Consider the following 21891-nt stretch of genomic DNA (forward strand, 5'->3'; position numbering starts at 1 on the left):
GCGGCGAGTGTTCTATCCGCCCGCATAGCGCACACGTCGCCGCATCCAGGTTAACGACGCGGCGCGACCCTCGCTACATAGGTGAAATCCATGACTGGCGCGGGTTTGCGCGCGATTTGCGCCTCACTATCTGGGATTCGTTGCGGCTCTCGGGAGCCCGGCGCTTTTCCGGGCGTCTCGCGTTTCGTTTGTATAATTCGGCGTCTTCGCTCAGGCCCACTTTCATGCTTAGTTTTGCGCTCGGCTTTATCGTTTCACTGCTGATCACGCTGTTGATCGTGCGCTATGCGCATCTGCATGAAAAATTTTCGACCGACACCGATCTGGCCGGCGTACAGAAGTTTCACGTGCGCCCCGTACCGCGCATCGGCGGAACGGGAATTCTCGTCGGGCTGATCGTTTCGGCCGTGCAACTGCGCTATGCCTACCCGGCAGTATCGGGCGGCATCCTCGGGCTCATTGCGTGCGGCATGCCGGCCTTCGGCTCGGGTCTCGTCGAGGACCTGACCAAGCGTGTGTCGCCGCTCGCGCGCCTCGTCTGCACGATGGCGGCAGCGGCGCTTGCGTATTTTCTGCTGGACATTGCGGTCACGCGCATCAGCGTGCCGCCGCTCGACTTCCTGCTCTCGTATGCGGTGATCTCGTGCGCGGTCACAGTGCTCGCGGTGGCGGCGCTTGCGAACGCGATCAATATCATCGACGGCTTCAACGGCCTTGCGTCGATGGTGGCGTTCATGATGTTTGCGTCGCTCGCTTATGTCGCTTTCCAGGTGCACGATCCGATCGTGCTGTCGGCGTCGTTCATGATGATGGGCGCGGTGCTCGGCTTCTTTATCTGGAACTTCCCGGCGGGGCTGATTTTTCTCGGCGACGGCGGCGCCTATTTCATCGGCTTCATGCTTGCCGAACTGTCGATCATGCTGGTCATGCGCAACCGCGACGTGTCCGCGTGGTATCCGGTACTGCTCTTCATGTACCCGATCTTCGAGACGTGTTTCTCGATTTATCGAAAGAAGTTCATTCGCGGCATGTCGCCCGGCATTCCGGATGGCGTGCATCTGCACATGCTGGTCTATAAGCGGCTGATGCGTTGGGCGGTCGGCGCGCGTACCGCACGCGAACTGACGCGGCGCAATTCGCTGACGTCGCCTTATTTGTGGCTGCTATGTCTGATCGCGGTCGTGCCCGCCACGTTGTTCTGGCGGCATACGCTGCATCTGTTCTGCTTCGTGGTGGTGTTCGCGGCGACCTACGTGTGGCTCTATGTGAGCATTGTCCGGTTTAAGTCGCCGCGGTGGATGGTGGTGAGGAAAGGGAAGTAATCAAGCCACCGTTAGGAAGCACGAGCAGTGATGCGGCGACAATTTTGACTCCTGAACCCGGCGCCGCGGGAAAAGCGTCTCAACTGGAAATCACAGCGGAGAGTGAAAGGCACTATGCCAGCTGACGATTATGGAGTCTGTCATAATGTCCGCGGCTATGTGGGAAATTGAGTGCTGCGGAACATCTTGCTGCCTTACGTTCGCAACCGGAACGCGAAGATTGCATGATTGAGGACAGCTCCAGCGGACAGTGCAGATGCAAGCAGCTCGGATTGCCTGCCGTCTTCCGAGCTGCTTCATGTCGATCATCCCCAAGATTTGGCGTGGGATTTGCGCAGGGGAACGGTTTGCCATCGTCACTACCGAAGCTGGCGATGAAGCCCTAAAAATGCGTCGAGAATGCTGCGACGACTTCAGCAAGCTAACGCTTCGGGCCGCGAGTGGGTTATCACATCGAGCGCAACCCTATCGCTGTGCGGCGCTTGGGTCGTGAGCCATCTCGCAACACTGCGTCAGCTTAAGGCTAAGAGACTCGCTGACCCGACCGTGACATGGAGTCCCGGCGGACTTCGCTTGGCGGGCACGCCGGCCCGCTGTGTTCAGTCGCGCGCCGGCGAGTGCGAATTTTCGCGATGACCCAATGCGATTTCTAGCCTACCCGGGGGCATGCCAACGCAAGCAACATGACTTTTCGAAAGCATCGGCGTGGGATCGAGTTTGCCGAATCGCGCGCTGGCTTGCGTTCGCAGTGCTACCTGCAAAGATAAAGAGGCTATGCCGGAGTCCAAGGGTATGGCGTCGAGATGGTTCAGGGGCGTTGTCAGGTTGTCAGGTCGGTCATGTAAGATGGCGCGATGAAGAAATCGAAATCGCTTTATCACGGTCACCGATTTCCAGCCGAGGTCATCACTTGCGCTGTGCGCTGGTATTGATATGACTTTGCGTGTCAAACGCGAAATTGGTTTCTAGGTTGCATCGACGCATGAATTTCCTGAGGGCGGCGCAGCAGTAAGTCTCGACGGTGGATCACACTGACATCCGCGGGTTGGATACCGCATTACAGAGGTCCGCCTCATGAGCCTGCCGCTAACTTCCGCCGCAAGTTGGTGATGCCCGTTGCGTAATACCATCGCGGGTTGCTCGGATGCCGGGCTGCGCCGCCTTCAGGAAACTCCTTCCGTTGTTCGGGAAATCACACACAGGCCGCGGGCGGTTTGATGCGAGGTATTGCAAGCGCCATGGCCAGTCGACTGATGTCCCAGATGAACGCCGCCAGTTCGCGGGCAATAGCCACGACCGTGATGTTGATGGGCTTGCCTCGCGCGGTCAGCCGGCGGAATCGTCGGCACAGCCGCACCTGGGCGTCCCATGCGCGGTCGATGATGGCCTTGGGCAGACCTTCGAGACGGACCTGGATTTCCGGACTGACGCGGGCAGGATGGCGGTAGCTCCACGCCGCTTCGACCAGCAGTCTTCGGGCGTAGCTGTTGCCGGTTTTGGTAATGCTGCCCTGGCGGCGTTTGCCTCCAGATGAATGCTCGGATGGCGTTACGCCGAGCCAGGCCATCAGCTGACGCGGGTGTTCGAAGCGGGACAGGTCGCCCACTTCTGAAATCATCCCGACGGCGGTAACGAACTGGACGCCCCGCATGGCCTGCAGGGCCAGCACTACCGGATAGAAGCGCCAGGAGATCACCGCTTCGCGTAGGGCTGTTTCGAGACGGGCGCACTGCGCAAGCCGGTCCTCGATCGTGCGCCGGTGTTCGTCAAAGGCAAGGTGCTGCCAGGCGCTGGGAAACGAACAGCGGCCCAGCCAGCGACGGTGCGCCTCGCCCCAGTTTGCGCTACCGGTATAACGGACGCCATGTGCGAGCAGGAACGACTTCAATCGATGCCGTGCACGTCGCAGATCCTCGCGGGCGGCCGCCCACGCGCGGGCGAGATCCCGGAATGCCTCGTCTTCAATGCCGGGCACGTACACGGCCGACAGGTCGTCGGCGCGCAGCGAGCGCGCCAGCTTGATGGCATCACGCCGGTCGGTCTTTACGCGCTCGCCCGGCTTGCGCGGGATCAGTGAAGGTGCGCAGACCATGCAGTCGAAGCCCTTCTGGACGAGCTGACGGTACAGCCCGTAACCACATGGACCTGCCTCGTACACGACGCGCACGTGCGGCGCCTTGGATTGCAGGCGTGTGCACAGGCGATCGATGTCGGCCCCGGTCGTACCGGTCTTGTCCAGCAGTTCGACCTCGCCCGCGTCGATCGCGTAGGCGCCCGTGATCGAGTCCTTGTGAAGATCCAGTCCAACGTACACCGTGCTATCGTTTCGCATGCTGGCCTCCGTGGAGGAAATCGCCGGGGCATGGCCCAGTCCACGCCCGTGCGGCTCTGACAGCAATGCTAACCCGCGTTCAGTTTCCCCACGGCGGGCCAGCCCCTGCCTCACGCAAAGTCATACTGCCTTCCGCTTTCAGTTGAGCCTGCGCGACATCGAGGACCTGCATTTCGAGCGCGGCGTGGTTGTGACCTACGAGACCGTCCGATGCTGGTGCGACAAATTCGGCGAGGCCTTTGCTCACCGGGTGAAAGCGGCGCGCCGCAAGCCGGGTAGCACATGGCATCTTGACGAGATGTTCGTCACGCTGCGGGGCGAACCGTTCCTGCTGTGGCGTGCGGTCGACGAGCATGACGCCGAACTCGACATCTTGCTGCAAAAGCGGGGCGATAAAGATGCGGCCAAACGTTTCTTCAAGCGTGTGATGCGATCGAACCCGGTGTCGCGCAAGATCGTCACCGATCAGTTACGCAGCAATCCGGCAGCAAAAGCTGAGATCCCGAAACTTGCGAACGTGAAGCACGTGTTCGTCAAAGCGGCGGCCCGACTGAACAACCGCGCGGAGAATAGCCACCAGCCGACGCGCGAACGCGAGCGTCGCATGCGCGGCTTTCGTGACCTCAAACGCACACAGAAATTTCTCTCGTGCTTCGGGCCGATACGGCAACATTTCGCGCTCAAGCGGCATCTGTTGCGCGCTTCACTCTATCGCAAGCAACTCGCAGTTCAGTTCGTGGCATGGCGTGAATTTGCCGAACACGCCCAAAATCCGTCGACCTCTTTCTGATAGTCGTCACGCCCGTCGTCGTGCCGTCTCACGCTCGGCAAGTTGACAACGCCCTATTTATCCGGGCGACCTGAGATCATGCGGCGATCAGAGCGCCTCTCGCCAGGGTGCGCGACGCACTTTGGCGCGGTTGGGCCGACACGGCAATCGAGATGCTCCGCACACTGGCCACCTCTTTGGCAATCGCTGCGGAAGAACTGACTTTCTTCTATCAGCATGCTTCCGGTACAGCGTATCGCGCAACCGTCCCGTCCGTCTGCGCACATTCCTTGAGCATAACAGAAAGGATCTTGTCGACTATCAGCGCGCCAGAATGGAAGGACGCCGGGTGTCGTCGGCGTCAGCAGAGTCCATCATGAATCATTTGATCAATCGTCGTCTCTCAAAGCGGCATCAAATGCGCTGGTCCATGAAGGGAGAGCTCACTATCTGCTACAGACCCGCGTCAAGCTGCTTGATGGAAGATTGGAAAGCTGCTTTCGAGACCGGTATCCGCACTTCAGATCTCCCGAGGCGGTTCGACGTTGAACGAACACTCCCCCACTTTTCGTCCGCTCCCAGAATTAACGAACATCAACAATTGATGCCCGACAAAACGAGCGTGGGTGGCGCGGCCTTCATCAGATGACGCGCCGCGATTACGACGCAATCGCCGGGCTTGCATTGCACGTCGAAGCGCCACTGCCCCTGACGCGAAATGCGCAGCGGCGAATGCAGGCTTATGGAATGCGACGTTCCGCTCTGGTCGTGTACGGGTGCGACGATCCAGACTTCGTGCGCAATGTCTGCGGCGACGGCTTCGAGCGCGGCGAGGCCAGGCGCGTCGATGCAGTCGTCGTTGGCGAGTAACACACGTTGAACGATGGGTTCAATAACGGACATCCCGAGTGGCTCCTTCGGTCGGTGGTGAAAGGTATCGACCTATCATTACAGACACGGCGACGATAGGCGGACCGCCCAATCGATCAACATTCGCACGATTGGCACGGACGCACGACTGGGATAGCGTGGACCACGCGGTCGTCAGCTACAACTACACGAGCACTTGAAAGGAACGCTTGCGGCGAGCCGATCCTGCTGCTCGTGGCTTGCGTTCTAACTCCACGATGCTTCTGCCTGTGACCCTCACTCATAGGATCACAAGACGCCTTCTTCCCTCGGTTTCGTTTGCTTAAAGTGACACCACTGCAGCAGCTTTCCTTCTGTCCCGCTGCTGCAAGCACAGTTACTTCGCCACTTTACTCAACGACAACCTTTGGAAGAAGTCATGAAATCGCTCATCAATGCTGTTGCAGTCGCCGCCGCCCTTGCCATCCCCGCAGCATCGTTCGCTCAGTCGCATGATCAGGTCACCCGTGCGCAGGTTCGCCATGAACTGGTGCAACTCCAGAAGGCTGGATACCTTGCTGGCCAAGGCGATCAAGCGTTTTATCCGGCTCAAATCGAGGCCGCCACTGCACGTGTGGCTGCGGAGGAAAAGTCCGCGCGCGGCTTCGGCGGTGTAAGTAGCGGTTCCTCCGCCAGTGGCGCACCGGCGATCAACGGCGTCCGGTCTCCGTATTCCGGCCGTTGATTCAACGCCGCGAACGATGTCACGGCGAAATGAACGGACCTTGCTGCGCCCTAACCGATTGCAGAGGCGAAGCACTGACTACATAGCCGTGTCGTCATGACAGCGTTGCTGGCAATTCACAACTCACCTATCACGCATTGGAGAACGACATGAAAGTACTGATGGTTTTGACCTCGCACGATCAATTGGGCAACACAGGCCGCAAGACCGGCTTCTGGCTGGAAGAACTCGCTGCGCCTTACTACACGTTCAAGGACGCGGGCGCCGAGATCGTGCTGGCCTCGCCGCAGGGGGGCCAGCCGCCGCTCGATCCGAAAAGCAACGAGCCGGCCAATCAGACCGACCAGACACACCGCTTTGAAAACGACGCGGCGGCCAAAGCGCAACTCGCGGCAACCATGCGCCTCGACAGCGTCTCCCAGGCGGACTTCGACACGGTGTTCTATCCCGGCGGCCATGGCCCGTTGTGGGACCTGGCCGAAGACCCGCATTCGATCGCGCTGATTCAGTCGTTCATCGCCGCCGGCAAACCCGTTGCACTCGTGTGTCATGCACCGGGCGTACTGCGCCACGTCACCACGGCGGATGGCAAGCCGCTCGTCGAGGGCAAACAAGTCACCGGCTTCACGAATTCGGAAGAAGGCGCGGTGGGCCTCACCGGGATCGTGCCGTTCCTCGTTGAAGACGAACTCAAGGCCAACGGCGGCATTTATTCGAAGACCGTCGACTGGGCTCCGTATGTAGTCACCGACGGGCTGCTCATTACCGGACAAAACCCAGCTTCGTCGTCCTCCGCTGCTGCCATTCTGATGAAGCACCCGTCGCTCGCCGCGCAATAAAAGCCGCCTGTCTGCCGACGCCCGTTGCTTTTGAGCAAGCGCGCGGCGTTTTCACCAGAGAGCCAGTTTGCTGATCGCGCAGGATCGCGCGCAGCCGGCTCTGCCCAGCCCGTCGCAAAGCGCGACCTGGGTTCATTCGCGAGCGAAAAAGACATGAAATACCCTTCACTCTTCATTCCGCTCCAGCTCGGACAGCACATCTTGCGCAACCGTATCGTGCTGCCGCCGCTGACGCGCCAGAGAGCCGCCCAGCCCGGCGACATACCGACCGCATTGAGCGCGCTCTATTACCGCCAGCGCGCCGGCGCGGGCTTCATGATCAGCGAGGGAGCACAGATAGAACCGCGCGGTCAGGGCTACGCGTGGACACCCGGCATCTACAGCGACGAACAGGTCGAAGGCTGGGCTCGCGTGACCGACGCAATACACGGTGAAGGCGGCGTGATCTTCGCGCAGCTGTGGCATGTGGGCCGCGTCTCGCATACCGCGTTGCAGCCGCGCGGCGCAGCGCCGGTTGCGCCCTCGTCGATCGCGGCACAGAAGGTGAAGGCGTTCATCGAGACGGGCTCTGGCACCGGCACGCTGGTCGAACCATCGGTGCCACGCGAGCTAAGCGTCGCTGAGATCCGCGAGTTGGTCGGCCTCTACGCAAAGGCAGCGCAGAACGCGCTGCGCGCGGGCTTCGATGGCGTCGAGATTCACGCGGCCAATGGCTACCTCGTGAATCAGTTCATCTCCGCACACTCAAACAAGCGTGAGGACGAGTACGGCGGCTCGCTGCACAACCGCTTGCGCTTTCTGCGCGAGATCGTCGGGGCGGTCGCCGCGGTGGTCGGGCCTGAACGGCTAGGCGTGCGCTTCACGCCGTTGTTCACGAGCACCGATCAGGATCGCGTGTACATCGGCCTCGTCGAAGACGATCCTCATCACACGTATATCGAGGCAATCAAGGTGCTGGAAGCTGCCGGTGCGGCCTATGTGTCAATAGCGGAGGCCGACTGGGATAACGCACCGGATCTGCCAGCGGCGTTTCGCGAGGAAGTCCGCCGGGTGTTCAGCGGCCGCATCATCTATGCGGGTCGCTACACGGCCGAGCGCGGCGCGCGCCTGATCGAAGCGAACCTTGCGGACCTGATTGCATTCGGCCGCCCGTACATCGCGAATCCAGATCTGCCTGAGCGCATCGCCAACGGCTGGCCACTCAATGCCGTGAATCCCGCCACGCTGTATGGCGGCGGGGACGAAGGACTCACGGACTATCCGGCATACACGGAATCGTTATCCGTTCAAGCAGACGAGGTGATCGCATGAGCAAGGGAATCGAAGGGAAGGTCGTCCTGGTCACGGGTGGCAGCACGGGCATTGGCGCCGCAGTGGCTCGACGCCTCGTGGCCAGCGGTGCAAAAGTGGCCGTGCGGCGCGTCGCAAAGATAAGCTCGACGAGGTCGTCGCGGTAATCGTAGCCGAGGGCGGCGCCGCCAAAGCGTGCGCGCGGGCCATCGCCTATGCGATCGAGCGGCCCGACGACGTCGACATCAACGAGATCGTGCTTCGTCGCACGAGCCAGGATTTCTGAGCGAACGCTGACTCACACTTTCCAGCGACAGGACCACGCGCAAGACATTGTGCGTGGCCATCACGCAAATGCGGCGCTTCATACGAGAGCGGTTACGACGCGTTCGTATGAAGCGCCGCTAGTCGTCGTGGCACAACCTGGACATTTTGCCGTGATAGTGTTCGCATTCCCGGTCGAGCCAGGCATGCTCGGGCTGTCAGTTGGCTGGTCGTAAGCTGCCTCGCGACGATGCCCGGCACGTCCTCCCGCTGCCCATTCGCCGTTAACCGAGACACTATGTCCAGAAGACCCTCTGCCGAGCAGCGACGCGAACTTGGCGCGTTTCTTTCAAGCCGCCGCGGCCGCCTGCAACCTGCCGAATTCGGCCTGCCCGACGGCCCCCGCCGTACGCCCGGCCTGCGCCGCGAAGAGGTCGCCGTCCTCGCGGGCGTCAGCGTCAGCTGGTACACCTGGCTGGAACAGGGCCGCGACATTCAACCGTCCGCTGATGCGCTGCGCCGAATCTCGCGCGTGCTCAAGCTCGACACCGTGGAGTCGGCACATCTGTTCGCGCTTTCATCGCGCGAGCTTTCGCAGGTAGCAACCGGCAGCGGCGTCACCGAAGGCCTCGAACGACTGGTTCGCTCGATCAACGTTCCGGCGTATGTCCGCAACACGCGGCTCGACATTCTCGCGTGGAACGATGCCATTGCCGACCTGTTCGTCGACTATGGATCGCTGGAGCCGCACGAGCGCAATACCTTGCGCCTGCTGTTTCTTTACAAGCCCTATCGCACGCTGATTCTCGACTGGGAGCAGATGACGCGCGGCATGATCTCCGCATTTCGCGCCGCACGCGCGCAGGCGCCGGACAAGACGCAGTTCGATAGCCTCATCGACGAGCTCACGGAACTGAGCCCCGAGTTCAGCGACTGGTGGCAGGACACCGAGGTCAAAGGTTTTGATGAAGGCGACAAACGGCTTCGTCATCCAGCTGGCGGCCACATCGAATTCACTTACGTTGCGTTGACGCCCACCGGCAGACCGGACCTGTCGCTCGTGACTTACATTCCCCGGCACTCTGCCAGTGAGTCCGACTCATAGGATCACAAGACGCCTTCTTGACCTGCCCCGGTTTGCATAGAGTGGCACCACTGCAGCAACTTTCCCGCTGCTCGTCACTTCACTCAATCCAGGCAAACATGTCGAACCTGAACCTCCCCACCGCCATCGGCGCAACGTCGCGCAATCCCGCAACCGGCGAGTTCATCGCACACTATCCATTTCAGACCGCCGGCGAAGTCGAGCGCATGCTGGAGGACAATGCCGCGGCCTACCGGCTGTGGCGCGCGACGCCCATGGCTGTGCGCGTGGCAACTTACCGCCGCTTGTCGGCGACGTTGCGCGAGCGCTCGGAAGCGTTGGCCGCGCTGATTACTCAGGAGATGGGCAAGACGCTCGCCGCCTCGCGAGCCGAAATTGCCAAGTGCGCCAGCGCGATAGACTGGATCGCAGAGCATGGTCCCGCTTTCCTCGCCGACGAACCGGCGCCCGTCGAAGGCGACGATCAGGTGCATGTCTCTTATCTGCCGATTGGCTCCATTCTTGCCGTGATGCCATGGAATTTCCCATTGTGGCAGGTGATTCGGGCATCGGGTCCGATCATGCTCTCGGGCAACGGCTTCATCCTCAAGCATGCAGCCAATGTGATGGGCTCGGCGTACGCGTTGCAGGACGCTTATGAAGCCGCCGGCTTTCCAGTCGGACTCTTCGCCAACCTCAATTCCGATAATGAGACCGTGGCCCACGTGATCGAAGATCCGCGCGTTGCCGCCGTTACGCTAACCGGCAGCATGCGGGCCGGGTCCGCCGTCGCATCCACGGCGGGCCGCGCGTTGAAGAAGACGCTGCTGGAACTCGGCGGCGCCGACGCCTTCATCGTATTGGCCGATGCGAACGTCGAACTGGCCGTGAAAGCGGCCATCGAGGCTCGCTTTCAAAACGCCGGCCAGGTCTGTCTCGCGGCCAAGCGGTTCATTGTCGAGCGGCCCGTTGCGCAAGAGTTCACGCGCAAGTTCGTGGCCGCCGCGCGTCAGGTCGTGGCGGGCGATCCGCACGATCCGGCAAGCACCATCGGGCCGATGGCGCGCGCCGACTTGCGCGACGAGCTGCACGGCCAAGTGCAACGCACCATCGAAGCAGGCGCGGCGCTGCTGCTCGGCGGTAGCAAGGTGGAAGGCGCCGGGAATTACTACGAGCCGACCGTGCTCGCGGATGTCGCCCCCGGCATGGCTGCTTTCGACGAAGAAACCTTTGGCCCGGTCGCCGCAATCACCGTTGCCGACGACCCCGAGCACGCTATCGAACTTGCCAACACGAGCGACTACGGTCTCGGCGGCAGCCTGTGGACGAGCGACGTCGCCCGTGCGCAGCGAATCGCGCGCCGGCTCGAAACGGGCGGCGTCTTTATCAACGGCTTCTCCGCTTCAAATCCGCGCATTCCGGTGGGCGGGGTCAAGAAGAGCGGATACGGCCGTGAACTGTCGCACTTCGGTCTGCGCGAGTTCACCAACGCTCAGGCGGTGTGGGCCAAGACCGTCGATTGATCCGACGTTCCCCGGTTCGCCCGATCACCTCGCGTATCGTTAAGGCATCCAAGACATTCCTGCCGGCTTTCGCATGACCCGTAGTCCAACGGGTCATCAGCGGCAGCCTGCAAGCTGAACCATTGCAACCAATTGTCCAATCATCGTTAGCTTTTGGAGTCGAAAATGAAAACCATCAACAACATTCGCCGTTTTGCCGCAGCCTTGGCCATTGGCGCCAGCGCATTCGCCACGCAGTTCGCTGAAGCCGCACCTGTCAAGAACATCGTCCTGGTTCACGGCTATTTCGCCGACGGCTCGGGCTGGCAAGCCGTGTCGAAGATCCTCACGCGGGACGGCTATAAAGTCTCGGTGGTTCAGGAGCCGGAGACGTCGTTCAAGGAAGACGTCGCCGCGACTACGCGTATCGTCGATGCGCAGGACGGCCCGACAATCCTCGTCGGCCATAGTTATGGTGGAGCGGTGATTACCGAGGCGGGCAACAATGCGCGCGTGGCGGCCCTCGTCTACATCGCCGCGTTCGAACCGGACGCTGGCGAAAGCCTCAAGGACCTGACGACCAAAATGCCGGCCGCGACAAAAGCCATCAAGGCAACCGACGATGGCCACCTCTACTTCGACGCAGAGCACTTCAGAGCCGACTTCGCTGCTGATGTACCCGCCGCGGAGGCCGCATTCATGGCGAGTTCGCAGGTCATGCCGGCGCATGAGTCGTTCACCGCGCCGGTGAGCCAGCCGGCATGGAAAACGAAGCCGAGCTGGGCCGTCGTGGCGACTCAGGACCGAACCGTCAATCCCGATCTCGAACGTTGGATGGCGAGCCGCGCGAAGAGCACGGTCGTGGAGGTTCCGTCGAGCCATGTCGCGTATCTGTCGCATCCGGCAGACGTCGTCGGGGTGATCGAGCGGGCGGCCACTGCGACGGGCAGCCGCTGAGGGGATCGGGTCGGCTACTGGTGCGTAGGTACGCTGGACGAGCCGCGTGCCAGGACGCAGCGGCCGACCGACGACCGCTTCTCTTCTATCAAGTGACGCGGCCGTCGGGCGTAGAATCGCCCTTCTCCTCCTTTCCTCCTCTTCTTCCTTCTCTTCTCTGGATAGGAGTCACGTCCGAAAGTTAGAGCCGACGTCGCCGGCGATGCGTGCGCGTCACGAGCGATCTTCGGCAACCGGCCAACGGATAGGGGTAGGAAACGGCGATCGCCGTCCCCTCCCTCCGAACGCGGTGTGCAGTTTTCCCGCGACGGGCTCTCCAGTCAGTTGTTTCGACTTCGGGATTGGCGCGCCAGTCCAAGGGCTTCGGACATCGTGAACAGCCCAAGATTAGCGAAGAAGGCATTTGGCCAGCGCATGTGATCGCGAAGACAGCGACCCTGACTCGGCCGATGAAGCTGTCGGCGCAGGATCGCTCGCAGACAGCGACGAACAAAGCCATCGACGGACGAGAAGGTGTATCGATGGGCATGCTGGAAATAGCCGAACCAGCCACGCAGGAGTGGATTGATCGAGGCAATGGTGTCCGCGATCGAGTCACCCCGGTTACGCCTGGTCAAGGCCCGGATTTTATTCCGCAGCCCCATGAGATGTTGATACGCGCATAAAACTGACCCACTGGAGGTGCGGACGAAAACTTGGACTACCTGGAGGTAGTAATGAGATGGTCGCCCCCACCCTGAACGGTTACGCTTATGGGGTCTTTCTACCGAAGAGGCCATCATGCACGATACGACGCTGGTCGGAATCGACCTAGGGAAGCATTCCTTTCATCTGCACGGCCAGAGCCGCACTGGCACACAGACGCTTCGGAAAAAAGTAACGCGCAAGCAATTACTCGAATTCTTCGCGACAGCCAAAGCTTGCACTGTGGTGATGGAAGCGTGTGCGGGATCGCATCATATGGCACGCACGCTCGGGGCGCTAGGGCACACGGTTAAACTCATTTCACCGCAGTTCGTCAAACCATTTGTGAAGAGTAACAAGAACGACTTCGTTGACGCCGAGGCTATCTGCGAAGCAGCAGCGCGGCCCGCCATGCGATTCGTCACGCCGAAGACTGAAGCACAACAGACGCTTTCCGCGTTACACCGCGTTCGTGAGTCTTTCGTTCAAGATCGGGTAAAAACGGTAAATCAAATCCACGGTTTCCTACTTGAGTTTGGTGTCAGCCTGCCAGTGGGCAAAGCTGTCATTGCACGTTTGCCTGTCGTTCTGTCAGAGCATTCGTTGCCACCAAGAATGGTAAGCATCATTGAACGCTTACATGCCCACTTCAAGTACCTTAGCGAGCAAATCGCCGAGTTGGACAAAGAAATGGGGCGCCAGCTTGCCGAGGACGACCTCGGCACCCGCCTGATGACAATCCCGGGAGTTGGCCCCATCACTGCCAGCCTGCTGTCCGCCGAGATGGGCGACGGCAAGCAATACGGTGGCAGTCGGGACTTTGCCGCATCAATCGGACTCGTCCCTCGTCAGTACAGCACCGGTGGTCGGGCCAACCTGCTTGGTATAAGCAAGCGTGGAAACAAAACTATTCGACGTCTGCTAGTTCAATGCGCAAGGGCCTATATGCAACGCCTCGACCGGCAGACCGGTCGGCTGGCAGAGTGGGTAAAATCGATGCTCACGCGACGACATTCCAGCGTTGTCGCATGCGCGCTGGCCAACAAGTTTGCCCGCACAGCCTGGGCACTGGCAGCCCATCACACGGTGTTTGAACCCGGCTCGACAACTATGTCAGCCTGATCTGGTCACTACACTTCGTGCTTCACCGAATTCACCCAACTGGTTTTGCGATCGCTGAAATTTGATGACGTGAACGGCATAACGGCCTGATAAAGAACCTGATACATGAACCGGCTTTTTAAAGCCGCGGTAGTTTTTAGGATTATCGGGCGCGACTCTCATCGTGGCGCGGGGAAGATTCCCCACAACGACGCCGTATAGATTCGAGCAAGCCAACTACTACGTCAAAAATCAGCGTTGCAAAAACGGGGGCGACCATAGATTCATGTACTCGTACTCTGCGTCACGGGCGCATTGTTCGGCAGCGTCGCGCCCTCGGCAGATGAAGTTAAGGTGTTGATTTCGGGCGCGTTTGCGTCAGCCTATCGCGCACTGGGTCCACAATTCGAGCAGGCGGCCGGCGAGACGCTGGTCACTGTCTGGGCGCCTGCGGTGGGCACGGCCGCGAATGCCATCCCTGTGCGACTCGCGCGCGGCGAATGGGCAGACGTGCTGATCGTGGTCGGCTATGCACTCGACGATCAGGTCAACGCTGGCAAGGTCGTGTCTGGCAGCAAGGTGGACTTCGCACGCTCGGCAATTGGCATCGCGGCTCGCGAGGGGGCGCCGAAGCCGGATATCAGCTCGGTTGACGCACTGCGGCGCGCGCTGCTCGCCGCGAAGTCGATCGTCTATCCGGACGACGCCAATGGCGTCTATATCGGCAGCGAACTATTCCGGCGTCTCGGTATCCAGGAGCAGGTGGCGAGCAAGAGCCGCATGATCCCGTCGGAGCGGGTCGCCAATGTCGTCGCGAACGGCGAGGCGGAGATCGGATTTCAGCAGATCGTCGAACTGTTACCGGTGGACGGGGTGACGGTGGTCGGCAATTTGCCCGCGGAGGTCCAAAGGTACACCGCGTTTTCCGGAGGCATCTCTGCCAATGCCAAAAATCCAGCTGGCGCAGCGGCCCTGATCCGTTTTCTGTCATCGTCGGACGCGGCCCCCGCCATTGAGGGGACCGGGCTCGAACCGCTAACGCCGAAGACGTCGAACTGAGCGAAGCTGTGAGCCCTCCCCGCCGTGGAACCAGGTGACGGCCGGATTTCAGGGAACGGCCAGGAACTGCCGTTCGCCCGCTGCGGAAGTTCACCGACCCGTCACTCACCTTGCTGCCCGACGCTGGGTCCGGGGCCGAGTGGCAGATCCACAATCAGTTCACTGCCGTCGTTGGTGGCTCGGATTGAGCCACCGTGGAGTTCGACCAGTCTCTGAACGACGGACAACCCGACAGCCAGGCCACTTTCGCACGGACGGTCGGCCGCAGTTGTCTGGACCAGCATGTCAAAAAGATTCGGGTGCGTTGAAGATCGAATACCTGTCCCATGGGCAGTGACGCTGAGCAGGAGCCGCTGGGCCATCCTGGTTGCTACCAGGTGTATGGCCCCGCCCGGGGCCGTGGACTTCGCGGCGTTTGTTACCATATGTTCGATAACCTGCGACAGGCGCGCCGGGTCCGCATCCAGCCAGAGGGATTGTGCCGGCAAGGATACGGAAAACGTATGACCGTGTTCATCGACGACGGGCGCGGAAAGTTCGACGACATGGCGGATAATCGTTTCGATTGGAACCCTCTGCCGCTCCAACTCGAGGGTTCCGTTTGTTATCCGCGAAATATCGAGCATGTCGTTCACAAGACGCATCATCGCGCGACTCTGCCGCTTTACGACCGCGGCGGCCCACTCCTTCTGGGAAGGTGCGACCGTCTCCGAGACGAGCAGATTGCCGGCGGAGACCAGCTCCACAAGGGGATTGCGCAACTCATGGCCGAGCGTGGCCAGAAACTCGTTCTTTCGCCGCTCAGCGACCGCAACCTGTTCGGCGTGCTCGCGAAGATGGGCATTGCTCACACTGCGATTGACGAGGTCGCGCTCAGTCGATGCGACCGCAAAGGCCTTGCCCCTGTCGTCAGACAGGACAGACAGCGTCAACCAGATATCGAGGACCCGTCCATCTTTCGTAACGCGTTGCGTCTCATAGGAATGCGCCGCCTCATCGTGTTCGGCATGCCGGATAAAGTCGAGGTGATCCTGCCTCGCGCCAGCTGGTACCAGATCGGAGACCGTCATGCGTAAGGCTTCCGCTTCGCTGTAGCCATACATTCCGCTTGCGGCCCTGTTCCAGGCAAGAAAGCGGCCTTTGCGGTCGAATACCGTCACCGCGTCGTTCGAATCCTGAACCACCGCGGCCAGCCGTCGGGCGCGTTCGTCAGGCACTTTGACGTGGGTGATATTGGTCCACGTCACCACGACGCCTGCGGTTGTCGTTCCGCGAATCGCAATATAGGGCGTAACGCGGCGCACATACCATTCGGCGGTCGCGGTTTCGATTTCATTCTCTGACTGCTGTTGCACGCCTGCAAGTATCCGGTCGACCTCTGCTGGCAAATTTTCGCCGAGCAGGTTCCCAACAATCTCCACTATCCTGCGTCCGATGTCAGACGGCGCAAGACCTAGAAGCCTCGCCGCGCTAGGCGTAAACCGCCTGACAAGACCGTCGCTGTCGAGAAGCAGCGTCGCGATCTCGATGCAAGCAAACAGATTTGTGAGGTCTGCGTTGAGCGCCTCGGTCTGACGGACCTTTTGCTCAAGCTGGGAATTGGCGTTATTGAGCTGCTCATTGACGGCCTGCAGCTCCTCTTTCGACGTTTCGAGTTCTTCGTTCGCGGAACGCAATTCTTCATTCATCGAGAGGATTTCTTCGTTTGACACCCGCAATTCGCTATTGCTCTCTTCCAGCTCCGCAATCGTGCTACCGAGTTCCATCTGCGTTGTACGAAGCTCGTTCTCGAGGTGCCAGAGGTCGGAGTCCGCACCGGAAGGAACCTGGGCCACAGGCCGCTCAACTGTCGGCAGCCGGGCAAAAAGAACAAGCAATGCTTTGCCGGCATGCGTCGTGTTGAACGGCTGCGTCACCGTGATTTTCACAGCGCCCGCTGCCCAGTCCGCAACGACCTCGCTGACCGGCGAGCCGGGCTGATGCTGGGTTGCCCGGCGCAATGCGATGCGCAGTTTAAGGCGCAGCCCTTCGCGCGCCATATCGAGAATGTTGCTGGTTGGCTCACCTGCCGGTTGCGTCAAATATTCATCCGTCGCGCCGCTCAGGTAGAGTACCTGGTGCGCAGAATTGATCAGTACCGATGCGGCATGATGCACTTCGAGTAGCGTGGCGTTCACGAGCTCGGCGTAGCCTTTGTTACGGGTGCCGACGCGGCTCGCGGGCGGCGACTCCTCGCGTGTAGCTTTTGTGGAAAACCGGTAGCCAGCGGGTGCCCGGGTTAGAACCGGGGTGCGCTGATAGATGCGCCAGGCTCGCGAAACCTGCTCGAACTGCGTAGAGTCTGGATCGGTACTCTCCGAGCGGCCAAGAAAAAGGAAGCGCTTCGGATTAAGCGCGAAGTGAAATAATTCAAACACCCGCTGCTGGGCGTCAGGCTCCAGATAGATCAGCAGGTTCCGGCAACTGATCAGATCGACACGTGAGAAAGGGGGATCAGCGATCAGATTTTGCGGCGTGAACAGTATGGTTTCGCGAAGTTCCTGCCTGATCTGGTATCCATCATTGTGCGCCTGGAAGAATCGCGCAAGCCGCGCTTCGCCAACCGCTGAGCCAGCACTGGCTGGATACACGCCCTGCCGCGCCCGACGCAGCGCCAAGCGATTGACGTCTGAGGCAAAGATCATGAATGGTCGCGCCGCCCCGCGCTTCTCAATCTCCTCCGTCAGCAGCATCGCCACCGAATAGGCCTCTTCGCCCGTCGCGCATCCGGGCACCCATACCCGAATGGGCTGCTCGCTGTCCGGCTCCTCGACGAGAGTCAACAAAACGCGTTCGGTTAGGGCTCTCCATGCGTCAGGATCACGAAAGAACTCGGTGACGCCGATCATCATGTCAAGGCTAAGTGCCTGCGCCTCCTCGACTGAGCCTTTCAGGATGTCGCAGTACTCGTCCAGGCTATCAATCCGGTTGACTGCCATACGGCGTGCAATGCGACGCCGAAGTGTCCCCTGCTTGTAGCCCCTGAAGTCCGATCCCGAAGCTGCAAGTGCCCGGAGCACCGGCTCGAGATCGACCGGCCGCACCGTATCAACGCTGGCCTCTGGTATCCCGTCCGTGGATCGTGCGATGTAATCGAACAGCGCGGCGGCCAAGTTTTCGACCGGAAGCACGTAATCCACCAGCCCCGTTGCGATCGCATGGGCGGGCATTGCACCGTGTTCGGCCGTTGCAGGCGCTTGGGCCATTACCATGCCGCCTCCGGCTTTGATCGCCCTCACGCCAGCAGAGCCGTCCGCGTTCGCCCCCGTGAGCACAATCCCGATGGCGCGCTCGTGCTGGTCGGCGGCCAGCGAGACGAAGAACTGATCGATCGGCATGGGGATCGCCGGGCGATCAACCGCTGGCCGCAGCCGAAATGCGCCCTGCTCGATGAAGGCAGACACCTTCGGCGGGATCACATAAACATGCCCTGCACGCAGGGTAACGCCGTCCTCGATGGCCGTCACCGGCAAAGGTGTGTCGGTGGCCAGCAACTCCGGCAGGTGGCTCTCGAAGCCTGGTGCCAGATGGACGACGATCACAAACGTGACGTCGCCCGGAATTGCGCAAGCCGCCTTGAAAAATGCGCTCAGCGCGTGAAGCGCACCTGCCGACGCACCAATGGCGACAATTCGGGGCGGCACTGTCGAACCCGGCGCAGTGGAACGGTCAGTGAAATTATTCACGGCGCCGCCGGAGGCTGCGGGGCCGTCAGTCTAAGGCCTATCATGTCGCGTCAACCAAGTTGGGGCAGAAAAGAATTTCTGCTTTCCGTATTTGCAATTCGGCGTCAGTTCGCCGAACAGTAAGTGATGGACTAACAGATGCGTACTGAGTTTGGACGTACCGCACGTGCTGTCCCGTTTTTCCCACCGATAGGTCAGCCCAGGAATCGCTTGGGCAACCGGTACGCATGCTCGTTGTGAGCGATGCGCTAACTGTTGAGCGGAATCATCCAACCGCTCCGTAAGCATGCATCAAGTCATCGCTTCATGCACCCAAAACTCAGCGTCAGCTAGTCCAGGTAGATAAAGACGTCATTGCGAGCTAAAGGGTATACAGTGGGGAGACTGGGTGCTCATTCGTGGCCTACAGCTTCAGGAAGCCATCATGCAATCGCAAATTAAGCGTACGTCGGGTGCAATTCGCAGCGAGAGTCCGGACGCCGCAGAACGCAGGGCACGTGCCCACTTACTCGACGCTGCTGACGCTGCGAGAGCGGAAAAGAGGCGCGCCAGTTACGCCAAGATTGACTCCAACGCCACTAAGTGGCGCTACTCGGGCGTGTACGAGAAAAGCTGATCGCGGTGCTTAACTTTCCCAACCCCAGCCGTAGCTACGATGCCTCCCGGCGCTGCGTGTGTTTCTGGGGGAACGACAGTTCGCGTGAAATCACCTTCATGGTTGGCCACGCGATGCTCAGAAATCTGAAGCCAGGTCTTGGATCCGACGAGCGCTCGGTGCTTGGCGCCTACGACGAGTTCCGTGAAAAGGTTCTGGAAATCGCAAAGAGGCAGTATGTCGCCGGGCCACAGAATCGTTATTCGATCTCATGAGCTACAGCTCTGTCGGCACAATGCTTCCTGATCTGTCAGTTCCCGGCTTCGTGGAGCACCTATACACCTTTAAAGGGGGCGACGCCGGTTGGCTTCTGGCGGCGATCAGGGGTGCCACCACCGCCTGTGCTGCGTTCAAGGGCAAGGTAGCGAATGTCGCGCCAGCGGCCGCCACCAGAGAGGCCAGCGATGTTCGCCTGACGGCGAACGGTCGGAAAGCCTGTCTCGCACAATGAAGCTGCTCGGTCGCACGAAACCGGGAGCGTTGCATGAAAATGGCTCCTGCGATTTCTCTGGTCACCTAAAAATATAAGCATGTGTGTACCTCCAAAGAGGGTGCCATGAACCAGTCCATGATCGGTCTTGTAGCGGGGATCGTGGTACTGCTGCGGGTCGCGATATTTACCGCGGCCCGGGACAGGCGAGAACGCAAGGACGAGCGGTTATCCGTCGGCTAGACGCGCATCGGACCACGGAGTGGCTGCGCATGAGCACTGAGTGGTTCAACATGATTATTTCGAAACCCGGGGCCGCGCGTGCTCTTTGTCTATCGTGCGGTCTTCGCCTGATGTAAGCGAGAAAAGATGCAAAGGACGATATGACGTACGCAATGTGGGGAATAGCGATCGGGCTGGCGCTGATGTTCGGCGTGTCGCTGCAGCGGTACAGGTGCAGCCTTCTGCGCAAGCGCGAGATCCGTTGGATGGGCGAGAACCATGTATTGGACAGATTACGGAAGCAATTAGGGTTGTCGCTCCAGAATTGACACGCGCTGGGCAAATGGCACGTTGCAAAGACTACTGTTTGGAGGAGCGGCGAAATGATCATGAATTACGCAGGCAGGTCGCACGATGAAGCCGTGGCAGCGCGGCACAGGCAGAAGCAGAAGGCGCAGGACCAGGCCGGCGGCGAAATGGCGATAGAAGGGACGGAGGCCGACGCGGCGCACTGCTTTCCCCGCTCGGAGAGTTCGCCGCAATTCAACGGTGGGGGGAAAGAGTGATAGAGCCTCGTCGATGCGATGCGGGCGGAAATTCACTTCGACCGCCATCGGGAGCAGCCCATCCCGCCACTCTTGCACCATTCGACGCAACGCGTCTACGCGGTTTTGAGAGGCGTCACGGCAGCCTCCCGCTACCTCAGGCATCTCTGCGAGTGCTGCACTGTGATGAAGCGGGAAGTCGAGCTCCTGTTGCCGGATTTGAAGACGCCGTGAGCGGGGGGACGTCAACGCGTTGCGGTTCGTCGCGCTGACCGTCGGGCGGTGGCCTTGCCCGATATCAATGCGCGCTCGACTTCATCGAATATCTCAAGCAGTCGGGTTACGCGCCTGGTTCCGTCGGGAACCAGACCATGCTGCGGCGACAGCGATGAAACGCGACGCCGCCAGTACGCTAGCGCGAAGGGACTTCCGTGCAATAGTAACGGAACGATCCGCTCGAGATGCGTAAGGTCTCCTTCGAATTGGTAGCGCGACATCAGGATCCTTGAAAAGGTGATTCGGTGTCACCGATCAGCTCTGTATCGGCCGGGCTGGCATGTCTGCGCACTATCGTTCAGGCTGTGGGGCGACCCAAACTTGTCACACAAGCCATTGGTAGCTTTACGCGCGCGGCCTCACGCACCACCGGAAAAAAACTGACGCTTCGCGCCGATTCTTCCACATCCGCCGCTGAGGGCGGAACACTAGCTGCCTAACGAGTTACCGACGTTCAGGGTCGCATAAAGCCGCTTCCAGCACCCAGCAATTTTCTTGCGTGCCTCACCCATTGCCGCGGCCGTCTGTACGGAGTCCCGTCGACGACCCGCTTTTCATTTTCGGGGGCCGCCGGCATGCCATCATCCGTCGCATTCGCCGCAGCTTCTCTCTGCTTCCTGCTTTCTGCCAGTTCTTCGGCATTTACCTGGTCATCAATCATGATGCACTCCTGCTATGCAAAACTGGTTGAACAATAAGCGGTTGGCGTCGCCCCCGATAGGCGGGACGACGCGACACATCGTAAGGTCGGGTTTTGAATGCCGACGCGCTCGTGGCATGTAAGCCGTCCGCGACAGCCAGGGGAAGAAACCAGCGTCTAGGAGGATTGCCCTTCGCCCCCGGTTCCGAGTTCGTGTATAGCAGCCATGGTAAAGAACGTAGAGCGCGTCGAGTGTCGCTCTTTTGTTGCAGCATCTACTCTCTGCATCAGACTCTCAGGCAGACTGAATTGAACGCTCACGGCTTTCGAGGTAACCCGCGTCAGATTGATCTCGATGAAGATCCAGAGCCCTTGCCCATCGTCCATGTCGAGCGATTGCAATTCCGATGTACTGCAGGTGGGAGCGGGTATGAGTTGCTCGCTGCGGTCATACATCAGTTCGACAACCTCTTGCGCGTTGCGTTTGAGTTCATCGAACGAATGGCCGCGCGCAACTGCTCGGGGAAGATCGGGAAAACTGGCGTGAAAGCCGGCAAATCCATCACGGTGCACATAAAGCGGATATTGCATGACCTGCCCC

The 21891-nt window shown here is 60.3% G+C and carries 18 protein-coding genes and 3 pseudogenes; 15 read left to right on the forward strand and 6 right to left on the reverse strand.

All coding sequences use genetic code 11. From position 1 onward, the window contains the following. Positions 1 to 224 precede the first annotated feature (224 nt). Positions 225 to 1322 (forward strand): MraY family glycosyltransferase, encoded by a 1098-nt coding sequence (locus SB753_RS23635; RefSeq protein WP_020069860.1) that lies wholly within the window; start codon positions 225 to 227, stop codon positions 1320 to 1322. Between the two features lie 854 nt (positions 1323 to 2176). Then, positions 2177 to 2251: pseudogene (locus SB753_RS23640) on the forward strand (IS6 family transposase); the annotation flags it as partial. A 263-nt stretch (positions 2252 to 2514) separates the two neighbouring features. Here SB753_RS23640 and SB753_RS23645 read toward each other — a convergent pair. Beyond that, on the reverse strand, positions 2515 to 3654 hold the full coding sequence (locus SB753_RS23645; protein ID WP_408414508.1) for an IS110 family transposase: 1140 nt from the start codon (positions 3652 to 3654) through the stop codon (positions 2515 to 2517). On the opposite strand from SB753_RS23645, the gene SB753_RS23650 reads away from it, so the two are divergent. Next, entirely contained in the window at positions 3653 to 4444 is a 792-nt protein-coding gene (locus SB753_RS23650; protein WP_408414511.1) for an IS6 family transposase, read from the forward strand. The two genes, SB753_RS23645 and SB753_RS23650, sit on opposite strands and share 2 nt — an antisense overlap. Before the next feature lie 69 nt (positions 4445 to 4513). Then, positions 4514 to 4972, forward strand: a pseudogene (locus SB753_RS23655) (ISKra4 family transposase); the annotation flags it as partial. A 51-nt stretch (positions 4973 to 5023) separates the two neighbouring features. Here SB753_RS23655 and SB753_RS23660 read toward each other — a convergent pair. Then, positions 5024 to 5326, reverse strand: a pseudogene (locus SB753_RS23660) (5'/3'-nucleotidase SurE); the annotation flags it as partial. Positions 5327 to 5711: 385 nt separating this feature from the next. Between SB753_RS23660 and SB753_RS23665 the strand changes: the two are divergent. From SB753_RS23665 to SB753_RS23695, 7 genes are all read left to right on the forward strand, one after another. Then, a complete protein-coding gene (locus SB753_RS23665) occupies positions 5712 to 6017 on the forward strand; it encodes a DUF4148 domain-containing protein (RefSeq protein WP_408414514.1) in 306 nt (101 codons plus the stop codon). Between the two features lie 149 nt (positions 6018 to 6166). Next, positions 6167 to 6856 (forward strand): type 1 glutamine amidotransferase domain-containing protein, encoded by a 690-nt coding sequence (locus tag SB753_RS23670; protein WP_408414517.1) that lies wholly within the window; start codon positions 6167 to 6169, stop codon positions 6854 to 6856. A 153-nt stretch (positions 6857 to 7009) separates the two neighbouring features. Further along, positions 7010 to 8167 carry an alkene reductase gene (locus SB753_RS23675; protein ID WP_408414520.1) on the forward strand — a complete coding sequence of 386 codons (1158 nt, stop codon included), beginning with the start codon at positions 7010 to 7012 and terminating at the stop codon, positions 8165 to 8167. Beyond that, the gene (locus SB753_RS23680; RefSeq protein ID WP_408414523.1) at positions 8164 to 8313 is read left to right on the forward strand and encodes an SDR family NAD(P)-dependent oxidoreductase; all 150 of its coding nucleotides are present in this window, start codon (positions 8164 to 8166) and stop codon (positions 8311 to 8313) included. The genes SB753_RS23675 and SB753_RS23680 overlap by 4 nt, the downstream gene beginning before the upstream one ends. Before the next feature lie 395 nt (positions 8314 to 8708). After that, positions 8709 to 9515 carry a helix-turn-helix transcriptional regulator gene (locus tag SB753_RS23685; RefSeq protein ID WP_175166351.1) on the forward strand — a complete coding sequence of 269 codons (807 nt, stop codon included), beginning with the start codon at positions 8709 to 8711 and terminating at the stop codon, positions 9513 to 9515. A 98-nt stretch (positions 9516 to 9613) separates the two neighbouring features. Beyond that, positions 9614 to 11017 (forward strand): NAD-dependent succinate-semialdehyde dehydrogenase, encoded by a 1404-nt coding sequence (locus SB753_RS23690; protein ID WP_408414526.1) that lies wholly within the window; start codon positions 9614 to 9616, stop codon positions 11015 to 11017. Between the two features lie 165 nt (positions 11018 to 11182). Further along, entirely contained in the window at positions 11183 to 11953 is a 771-nt protein-coding gene (locus SB753_RS23695; protein WP_408414529.1) for an alpha/beta hydrolase, read from the forward strand. Between the two features lie 320 nt (positions 11954 to 12273). On the opposite strand, the gene SB753_RS23700 is transcribed toward SB753_RS23695, so the two are convergent. Next, complete coding sequence (locus SB753_RS23700; protein WP_410802105.1) at positions 12274 to 12735, reverse strand: group II intron maturase-specific domain-containing protein; 462 nt, start codon at positions 12733 to 12735, stop codon at positions 12274 to 12276. Between SB753_RS23700 and SB753_RS23705 the strand changes: the two genes are divergently transcribed. Both SB753_RS23705 and SB753_RS23710 read left to right on the forward strand, forming a co-directional pair. Continuing rightward, positions 12734 to 13759: an IS110 family transposase gene (locus SB753_RS23705; RefSeq protein ID WP_408284871.1), complete on the forward strand. Its 1026-nt coding sequence runs from the start codon at positions 12734 to 12736 to the stop codon at positions 13757 to 13759. The genes SB753_RS23700 and SB753_RS23705 overlap by 2 nt on opposite strands. 333 nt (positions 13760 to 14092) lie before the next feature. Then, complete coding sequence (locus tag SB753_RS23710; protein WP_410802107.1) at positions 14093 to 14797, forward strand: substrate-binding domain-containing protein; 705 nt, start codon at positions 14093 to 14095, stop codon at positions 14795 to 14797. A 101-nt stretch (positions 14798 to 14898) separates the two neighbouring features. On the opposite strand, the gene SB753_RS23715 is transcribed toward SB753_RS23710, so the two are convergent. Continuing rightward, the gene (locus SB753_RS23715; RefSeq protein ID WP_410802109.1) at positions 14899 to 18522 is read right to left on the reverse strand and encodes a CheR family methyltransferase; all 3624 of its coding nucleotides are present in this window, start codon (positions 18520 to 18522) and stop codon (positions 14899 to 14901) included. 582 nt (positions 18523 to 19104) lie between these two features. Between SB753_RS23715 and SB753_RS23720 the strand changes: the two genes are divergently transcribed. Together SB753_RS23720 and SB753_RS23725 are read left to right on the forward strand one after the other, a co-directional pair. After that, positions 19105 to 19392 (forward strand): DUF1488 domain-containing protein, encoded by a 288-nt coding sequence (locus tag SB753_RS23720; protein WP_408414541.1) that lies wholly within the window; start codon positions 19105 to 19107, stop codon positions 19390 to 19392. Positions 19393 to 20212: 820 nt separating this feature from the next. Beyond that, positions 20213 to 20395 (forward strand): hypothetical protein, encoded by a 183-nt coding sequence (locus SB753_RS23725; protein ID WP_410802111.1) that lies wholly within the window; start codon positions 20213 to 20215, stop codon positions 20393 to 20395. Positions 20396 to 21104: 709 nt separating this feature from the next. On the opposite strand, the gene SB753_RS23730 is transcribed toward SB753_RS23725, so the two are convergent. After that, entirely contained in the window at positions 21105 to 21311 is a 207-nt protein-coding gene (locus SB753_RS23730) for a hypothetical protein (RefSeq protein ID WP_408490989.1), read from the reverse strand. Positions 21312 to 21467: 156 nt separating this feature from the next. Next, positions 21468 to 21881, reverse strand: a complete 414-nt coding sequence (locus SB753_RS23735) for a type II toxin-antitoxin system HicB family antitoxin (RefSeq protein ID WP_408414550.1) — start codon at positions 21879 to 21881, stop codon at positions 21468 to 21470. Positions 21882 to 21891: the final 10 nt, after the last annotated feature.

Origin of the sequence: Paraburkholderia sp. SIMBA_053 (assembly GCF_046534895.1) — a bacterium.
GTDB lineage: Bacteria > Pseudomonadota > Gammaproteobacteria > Burkholderiales > Burkholderiaceae > Paraburkholderia > Paraburkholderia caledonica.